Here is a 6,962-nt window from a genome sequence, read left to right as displayed (position 1 = left end):
AAGTTTTTTTTGGGAGTTTTCTCATTTAGATAAAATTTGTTTTCAAGCATATTTGGAACAATTGTCGCTTGAATATCCAGATGAATTGCATATCATTCAAGTAGACAATGCTGGCGGTCATCTTTTAAGTAAATCTGAATTGCCAGACAATATTATTTTACTATTTCAGCCTCCTCATTGTCCGGAAGTAAATCCAACAGAAAGAGTATGGGAATATATCAAAGAATTTTTAGCTTGGTTAGTTTTTAGTAATCTTAACGAACTCCGTGTAAAAGTTCAGGAAATTTTAGCATCTTTAACGAATCATGTCATTGGTTTTCTCACAGGATGGTCTTGGATTTTACATTCTTTATCTCTAGCACATCTTTAAAAAAATGGTATCAGACGGACTTTCCCTCCATCTATGCTTGTTTCTTTGACCTCAATTTTGGCATGAGGTTCTGACCATTCTTGTTTTTCTACCAATCGATGTAAACAAGTGTGTCCAATCTTTACTCCTGTCTGAACTTCCATTTCACGGGGCAGCCTTGCAGTAGGAAAGATTAGCTATTTGACGGAGACAGCATTTTTCAAATAATGGAGATAATCGAGTAGATTTCTTGAACTCTAATTTTTCTGCTTGTTTTTCAGTAATTATTAGTTCACCAATACAGCTTTTTACTGTCCGCGGTCGTCCTTGTTCTGTTCCCGTTGCTTGTTTGATAAAAAAAAACCGATTTGTGGGCCCACTGTTTCAAGCCATTGTTGCCTGAGATGTTTTTCAATATTTTCCAGACTGGTCAGTTCACTTGGGGGTGTATTATTATACCAAATTTTAGCAATTTCTGCCGTACAGGATTCCAACCGCTCTAGTTCTTCAGGGGTCATGGCTCTTTTTCTCGACTTTTTTTGACGCTTTTATTAATCTTATACCATTTTTCTATGAAGCTGCATGGAATAGATCCTCTACCTGAAAGGATTTGAGGCGAACCATGAAGTGCAGCTTCATAGTGAATTGGTATTAACTATTTTAGGCTTATTCGGATATTTACAAAACCGGGATGCTCCCCCATCCATCAGTTACATAAAAATAGCATTTCCATTCACTTACTTTGTCCCATAATGGTTCAAATGTCTTAGCACTATGATCCCCTAATACCCATCCTAAAATTCCTGGTTTAAAGTGGTCAACCGCTGTCCACAGCCAGATCTCATCTGTTTTTTTTTACATAAGTTTGTAATTCATCGAGTTCACCCACTTCTGGAATGACTTCAGGATCATAAACATCTGGTAACAGTTTTCCGACTTGTTTTACCCAATTCATTACCGTGGTATGATGAACTCCCTTAACTCGTTCTATCTTTTCCTTTCTTCTTGCCGTTTTTACGGATATGGGTTGATTTACATTCAGGGCATTGCATAAATTATTCCTCCTATTCATACTCTAACTCAGCAACGCCGAATTCCATAAAGCTTGAGCCGATACTGCGCTACGATCTCCAATATGTACACCAACAATTTCCCTAGTCTGGGCATCCAATGCCAGCCAGACCCACTGCTGATTTCCTTTACTATCAACGAATGACCATAATACCATTTTTTTAAAGTTATGACAGACTTTTTCATTGAGCGGAAGCAGATAATTACAACGTCTTGTCGTCCTTTATCTCTATCGGATCTTTAGAAAAATGGTATAACTCATCCATCTGAACACTCAAGCGCTTTTTTTCCTTGGGAGTCCGCGACACTTGCTTCTTAACAGAAGCCGCTTGGCTATTAACGCAGGGCGAACGCATCTAAAGTTTATATTAGTATAATATGGTATATTGGAGAATAATTATTGAGTGCCTACAAAACATTTAAGCAGAGTTCGTTTTTATGAAACTCAAACCTAAAATCACCATTGCCGACCATTTTGCCGACTTAGAAGACCCAAGAATTGAGCGCACGAAGCGCCATCAATTAATTGATATTATCACCATCTCAATTTGTGCCGTGATTTGCGGTGCTGATACATGGGTGGATATCGAAAGTTACGGTCGAGCTAAATACGAATGGTTAAAGAAATTTTTAGAATTACCGAATGGCATCAGGGCTATTTCATTCTAAATAAAACTTTAAGCTGCTCAAGACCGAAGCTAGCAAGACGTTGTGCTTGTGCCATGTTATCGAAACCCTGGTCACGATAAAGGTTAAGGGCGAGATTGCGGGCCAAGGCAAAGAGGTTTGGTAGTGGCTGCACCCGGATGCGGGAAGCATCTTCGCCTTGGGTGACATCACGGACATAATGGACTTTATTCTCGACATGCCAGTAATCGCGAATCCGACGGGCAAATTGTTCGACCGTTTCATTCCAGGAACTGATGTAATAGCGCACTTGGGGTTTTTGAATCATCAGGAATTGCCCCTTGTGGAGATGCCGATAACTGGTGACACGGATAATACTGGTTAAGCCCGCCCATTGGTTCGCATCGGTGAGGGACTCTAGGGTTTGCCACAGTTCAACGGTACGTCGTTCGGTGCGACCATGACCCGATTCCACCGTATGGCAATGGAATTCGGCTTTGAACTGGGCTTTAACGGCTTTGAAAAAATTACCATGATTACCTTTCAGTGCGCCTAAATAGTGGTTTTCCGACGTGATGATTTGCGCGCAAGTTTTTTTTGGGTATTCAGGGCATCAAAGGCAAACACTACACCCCGTTGCGCTAAGTCTTTAATCACCGGGGGCAAGGCTGTAATTTCATTGCTTTTACAGTCCACTGGCTGAATCGGCAGAATCAATCCCCGCTCCACCACATAGACGGTGACTAATTGAATCGCCGGATGGGATTCGGTGGTGCTGGCTGGGGTATCGAGGTTGTATGAACCGCATAACACCTTCCCATCCATCGCAATTGTTTCGCCCGCCCTCGGCTCAATCTGAAAGAATCTCGCCAAACAACGACTATAGGCTTCGTAGTCCAGTTCTAACAGTACACGCCGAATCGTGCTGTAGTTCGGCAAGCGTGATTTCGGTGGTGTGAATAATTCCAGCAGTTCGGAACGATACCCCGACAGCCAATCCTGGAGCGCCAGAAAACCCCGACAGCCCGCACTGATCGCCAAGGTAAATAGACCTCTTGCAAAAAAAATCTATGCTATAATAAAAGATTTTCAATTTAATCCCCCTAGAGCTAACTCATAATTATAAATTGCTGATAACAAATTACAACGCAGACCATAACGGCGACGACGATTCCGATAACGACTCGACAATATTTTAAAAATTTTCAGACTCCGGTTAACGTGTTCAATGACAATTCGTTCTTGTGCTAGAGTTCGATTGTAGTCTTTTTCTAAGAGAGAAAGTTTCCCATTTTTAGGTTTCTTTCTAGGAATATAACTATTGGAATGATAATCTTTTATGCCTTGATACCCACTATCTTGTAAGCTATCTGTTTCGGGATGCAAATGAATTTTACTTTTTTAAAACAAGCTAAAATCGTGGCAATGTCCTTTCCCAAAAGCAGTGCAAATAATTGCTCCTGTCTCTTGATTAATGACCAATTGAGTTTTGAGGGTATGACATTTCTTATTGCCTGAGTAATATTTCTTCTGTTTTTTTTTGGTCGTTCAATAGCTGTTTCTGTGACATCAATCGCCACAACTGCTGGATAATCAGAGTTTTTGAGTAATGCTTTTTTCCCAGGAAGACGAAATTTTCCCGTTTTCATCTTTGTTGATTCGATGTCAATTACAATTCGGCAAATAGTTGATTCAGATACTCCCCAATTTGTCGCAATATGAAAATATGTTCGATATTCTCGCCAATATTCCAATGCGACCAAGACCTGTTCTTCAAGAGTTAGGATAGTCCCACGCCCTCTTCTGTCCTTAGGATTTTCTGACCTGAATTCTTCTAAGGCTTTAACCATTACTTTTAAGGTTTGAATTTTCACACCAAATCTACGTTTAAATTGATGAGATGTTAAATTTAGATAAGATTGATTTTTCATGATTTACTGATTGTGTAACAACCAATATAAGTTTCTAGTATCTTATCCTGTTTCTAGTAAGGCAAAAGTAAACATAAGTTAAGAGTTGGGATTCAATCCAGTAAAGCAAAACTTTCCATTATATCATAAAATTATTTTGCAAGAGGTCTAATAAGGCCAAACAGAGCGCTTGCTCATGGCGTAGTCCGGCTGTCCGGCGCAAATCGGGCAAGTCTCTAAAGGCTGGTTGACTGACAAAAGTCAGTCAAGATCGGGATAAAAGCTGACCCAGACTGGATTAAAGAGAAAAAGAGGGATAAACTGTTCTTAACCAAAAAACCAGTATGAATCGAAATGATCGATCGCCCCTCTCATCTTCATCATAAACTAATGAAATTCGCAGGTCAATACAGTCAGTGGTCAGATTTAAGACATCTAGGAGTGATGTGTTGGATGATGGTTGGTTTGATTGTAGAAGGCAAGGTAAATCTAACCAAATGGATCGACCATGTTTGCACCAAAGCACAAATAGCCCAAAGCACACAGCGAAGATTGTCTCGATGGGTAAATAATCCCCGCATCAACCCAGCAAAACTGTATAGTCCTGTAGTGAAGGCGGTATTTGCCAACTGGAAAGACTCAGAAATTTATCTGAGTTTTGATACCAGTATGTTATGGGATAAATATTGCATCATTCGGATCTGTGTTGTACATTTGGGCAGAGCGATTCCGGTGGGCTGGCGAGTACTCAAACACAAAAGTAGTAGTGTCAAAATCGATACTTATCAGGACCTTCTCAAGCGTGTCTCTAGGCTCCTACCCGTCGATGTCAAAGTCATTCTCTTGGCTGACAGGGGGTTTGCCAATGCCGAATTAGTCCGTTATGTCAGAAAATTAGGCTGGCACTGTCGAATCCGGATTAAAGGCAATTTTTGGCTGCGTCATCCACGGCAGGGGTGGCAGCGAGTGAGTCAATTTCCGGTAGCCATCGGCGAGGCAAAACTGATCCACAACGTTCAAATTCACAAATGTAACTCGCTCACAGATGTCCATCTAGCAATTGCGTGGGAATCTACGAATGGCGAACACTGGTACATTATTAGTACGGAGCCTACTAATCTCCAAACTTTTCGGGAATATGGTTTCCGCTTTACCATTGAGGAAAATTTTCTGGATGATAAATCCTCTGGATTCAATCTCGAAGACTCTAAACTCCGTTCCGCTCCAGCTCTTTCTCGACTGTGCTTAGTGTTAGCGATGACTACTTTGTTCTTGACTGCTCAAGGTGTTGAAGTTGTCATTTTAGGTCAGCGTCGCTGTGTAGATCCACATTGGTATCGGGGTGCTAGCTACTTAAAAATTGGCTGGAGTTGGGTCAAACAAGCTCTGAACAAGGGCTGGAATTTAATTTCTGTTGTCTCTTTTTCTACTAATATTGACCCCGAACCAGTCAAGGCTTCTCGTCTACAACATCAGCAAAGAACTTACAGAATTGAGTTTCAAGCTACCACTGTAGTTTGGGCTAATTAAACTTTTGTCAGTCAATCAGCTCTAAAGGCTTCAACAATTGCTAAAGTACTCATCAGGAATGCTCCGAGAATTAACGACATCCACAGCCTACAGCGAATTACATCCCACATTCCGCAGGTCTTCAAACAGAATAGATGGTTGTGAAATTAAAAAATTTAAACCTGAAGTGATTGTCCAGCAATCAGTTCAGGCTTTTTTAAGTTAAGATGAACGGGTGAGGGTCAAAGAGGAAAAAACCATGAATGAGCCAAAAGAAGCTATAAAAGTCCTAAATTTAGATCATCTAGGAATAGTAGCAGGCATAATAGACGAGATGGAATTAGTAGAAGAAGTAAATAAAATAGTAGGAATAACAACCCAAGAAAAACTCAGCCCAGGACAAGTCATGAAAGCAATGATTTTGAATGGATTAGGATTTTTAAGCGCCCCATTATACATATTCGAGGAATTTTTCGTAGGAAAAGCAACAGAACATCTAATTGGAAATGGAATATTACCAGAACACCTAAACGACGACAGACTAGGAAGAGCACTCTTATAAATATTATCAAACAGGGACTACAAAATTGTTCACAGCAATCGCCCTAAAAGCCGCCCATAAATTCCAAGTAAAAATGAACAGCATCCATATAGATGGAAGTTCAATGTACGTACAAGGAGAATATAAAACCGAAGTCAAAAACAGCAATAAAACAAAAAAAGAAACAGAGCCAGAGACAGCCGAAATAAAACCAATAGAAATAGTACATGGATATTCGAGGGACCATCGACCAGACCTGAAACAATTTATCCTAGACATGATTGTAACAGGAGACGGAGACATACCACTATATTTAAAAATAGACTCAGGTAACATCGACAACAAAAGCGTATTTGTAGAAAGACTAAAAGAATTCAAAAAAGAGTGGACATTTGAGGGAATCTGTGTAGCAGACAGCGCATTATATACTAAAGACAACCTGTCAGCAATGATAGGAATCAAATGGATAACAAGAGTCCCACTCAGCATAAAATCAGCCCAAGAAAAGATTGCAGATATCAAAGAAGGTGAATGGGAAGCCAGCTTAAAAAAAGGATATAAAATAGCCGAAAGAACCAGCGAATATGGAGAGGTCGAACAAAGATGGTTAGTCATAGAGAGTGAACTCAGAAAACAAGCAAGTATTAAACAGATAGACAAACAAGTAAACAAACAAGAAGAAAGAGCCAAAGTATCACTACGCAAGCTTTCTCGGCAAAAATTTGCCTGCAAAGCTGACGCAGAAACCGCCATAAAGAAATTATCAGACACATGGCAATATCACCAAATCACAGAAATTGAATGCCCAGAAAAAAGTCTAAAAAAATCAAAAAAACTGCTCAAAGAAGCTAGTAAAATAGGGCTTGCTGAAAAAGTGAGAAAACAGCATTTAGAAAGATGAGTGAATTCGAGTTCTACTCGGCAATATAAGTTTTGTCAATTTTGTGATGGCGAA

Annotated in this window: 5 protein-coding genes and 5 pseudogenes; 5 read left to right on the top strand and 5 right to left on the bottom strand. The window is 40.0% G+C overall.

Annotation, left to right across the window (positions count from 1 at the left end):
* The coding region (locus tag JGK22_RS32355; protein WP_293314488.1) for a transposase at positions 1-370 on the top strand (370 nt) is incomplete at its 5' end.
* Positions 371-657: 287 nt separating this feature from the next.
* Here the strand turns inward: JGK22_RS32355 and JGK22_RS32350 are convergent.
* The 3 genes and pseudogenes from JGK22_RS32350 to JGK22_RS32340 all read right to left on the bottom strand — a co-directional run.
* On the bottom strand, positions 658-867 hold the full coding sequence (locus JGK22_RS32350) for a hypothetical protein (protein ID WP_293233691.1): 210 nt from the start codon (positions 865-867) through the stop codon (positions 658-660).
* A gap of 181 nt (positions 868-1,048) precedes the next feature.
* A pseudogene (locus tag JGK22_RS32345) lies at positions 1,049-1,401 on the bottom strand (IS1 family transposase); the annotation flags it as partial.
* Between the two features lie 38 nt (positions 1,402-1,439).
* A pseudogene (locus tag JGK22_RS32340) lies at positions 1,440-1,571 on the bottom strand (IS1 family transposase); the annotation flags it as partial.
* Positions 1,572-1,858: 287 nt separating this feature from the next.
* On the opposite strand from JGK22_RS32340, the pseudogene JGK22_RS32335 reads away from it, so the two are divergent.
* Positions 1,859-2,071: pseudogene (locus tag JGK22_RS32335) on the top strand (transposase family protein); the annotation flags it as partial.
* A gap of 4 nt (positions 2,072-2,075) precedes the next feature.
* On the opposite strand, the pseudogene JGK22_RS32330 reads toward JGK22_RS32335, so the two are convergent.
* Together JGK22_RS32330 and JGK22_RS32325 are read right to left on the bottom strand one after the other, a co-directional pair.
* Positions 2,076-3,088 (bottom strand): annotated as a pseudogene (locus tag JGK22_RS32330) (ISAs1 family transposase).
* 48 nt (positions 3,089-3,136) lie between these two features.
* A pseudogene (locus JGK22_RS32325) lies at positions 3,137-3,978 on the bottom strand (IS5 family transposase).
* A 369-nt stretch (positions 3,979-4,347) separates the two neighbouring features.
* Here JGK22_RS32325 and JGK22_RS32320 point away from each other — a divergent pair.
* The 3 genes from JGK22_RS32320 (at position 4,348) to JGK22_RS32310 (ending at position 6,908) form a co-directional block, all read left to right on the top strand.
* Positions 4,348-5,487 (top strand): transposase, encoded by a 1,140-nt coding sequence (locus JGK22_RS32320; protein WP_293209103.1) that lies wholly within the window; start codon positions 4,348-4,350, stop codon positions 5,485-5,487.
* A gap of 238 nt (positions 5,488-5,725) precedes the next feature.
* Positions 5,726-6,028 (top strand): DUF4277 domain-containing protein, encoded by a 303-nt coding sequence (locus JGK22_RS32315; RefSeq protein ID WP_293209101.1) that lies wholly within the window; start codon positions 5,726-5,728, stop codon positions 6,026-6,028.
* A 25-nt stretch (positions 6,029-6,053) separates the two neighbouring features.
* Complete coding sequence (locus JGK22_RS32310; RefSeq protein ID WP_293209099.1) at positions 6,054-6,908, top strand: IS1634 family transposase; 855 nt, start codon at positions 6,054-6,056, stop codon at positions 6,906-6,908.
* Positions 6,909-6,962 lie beyond the last annotated feature (54 nt).

The organism is Microcoleus sp. PH2017_08_TRC_O_A, assembly GCF_020738665.1.
Taxonomy (GTDB): domain Bacteria; phylum Cyanobacteriota; class Cyanobacteriia; order Cyanobacteriales; family Microcoleaceae; genus Microcoleus.
The sequence above is the reverse complement of the archived record's forward strand: the minus strand, read 5'-3'. Positions and strand labels throughout refer to the sequence as shown.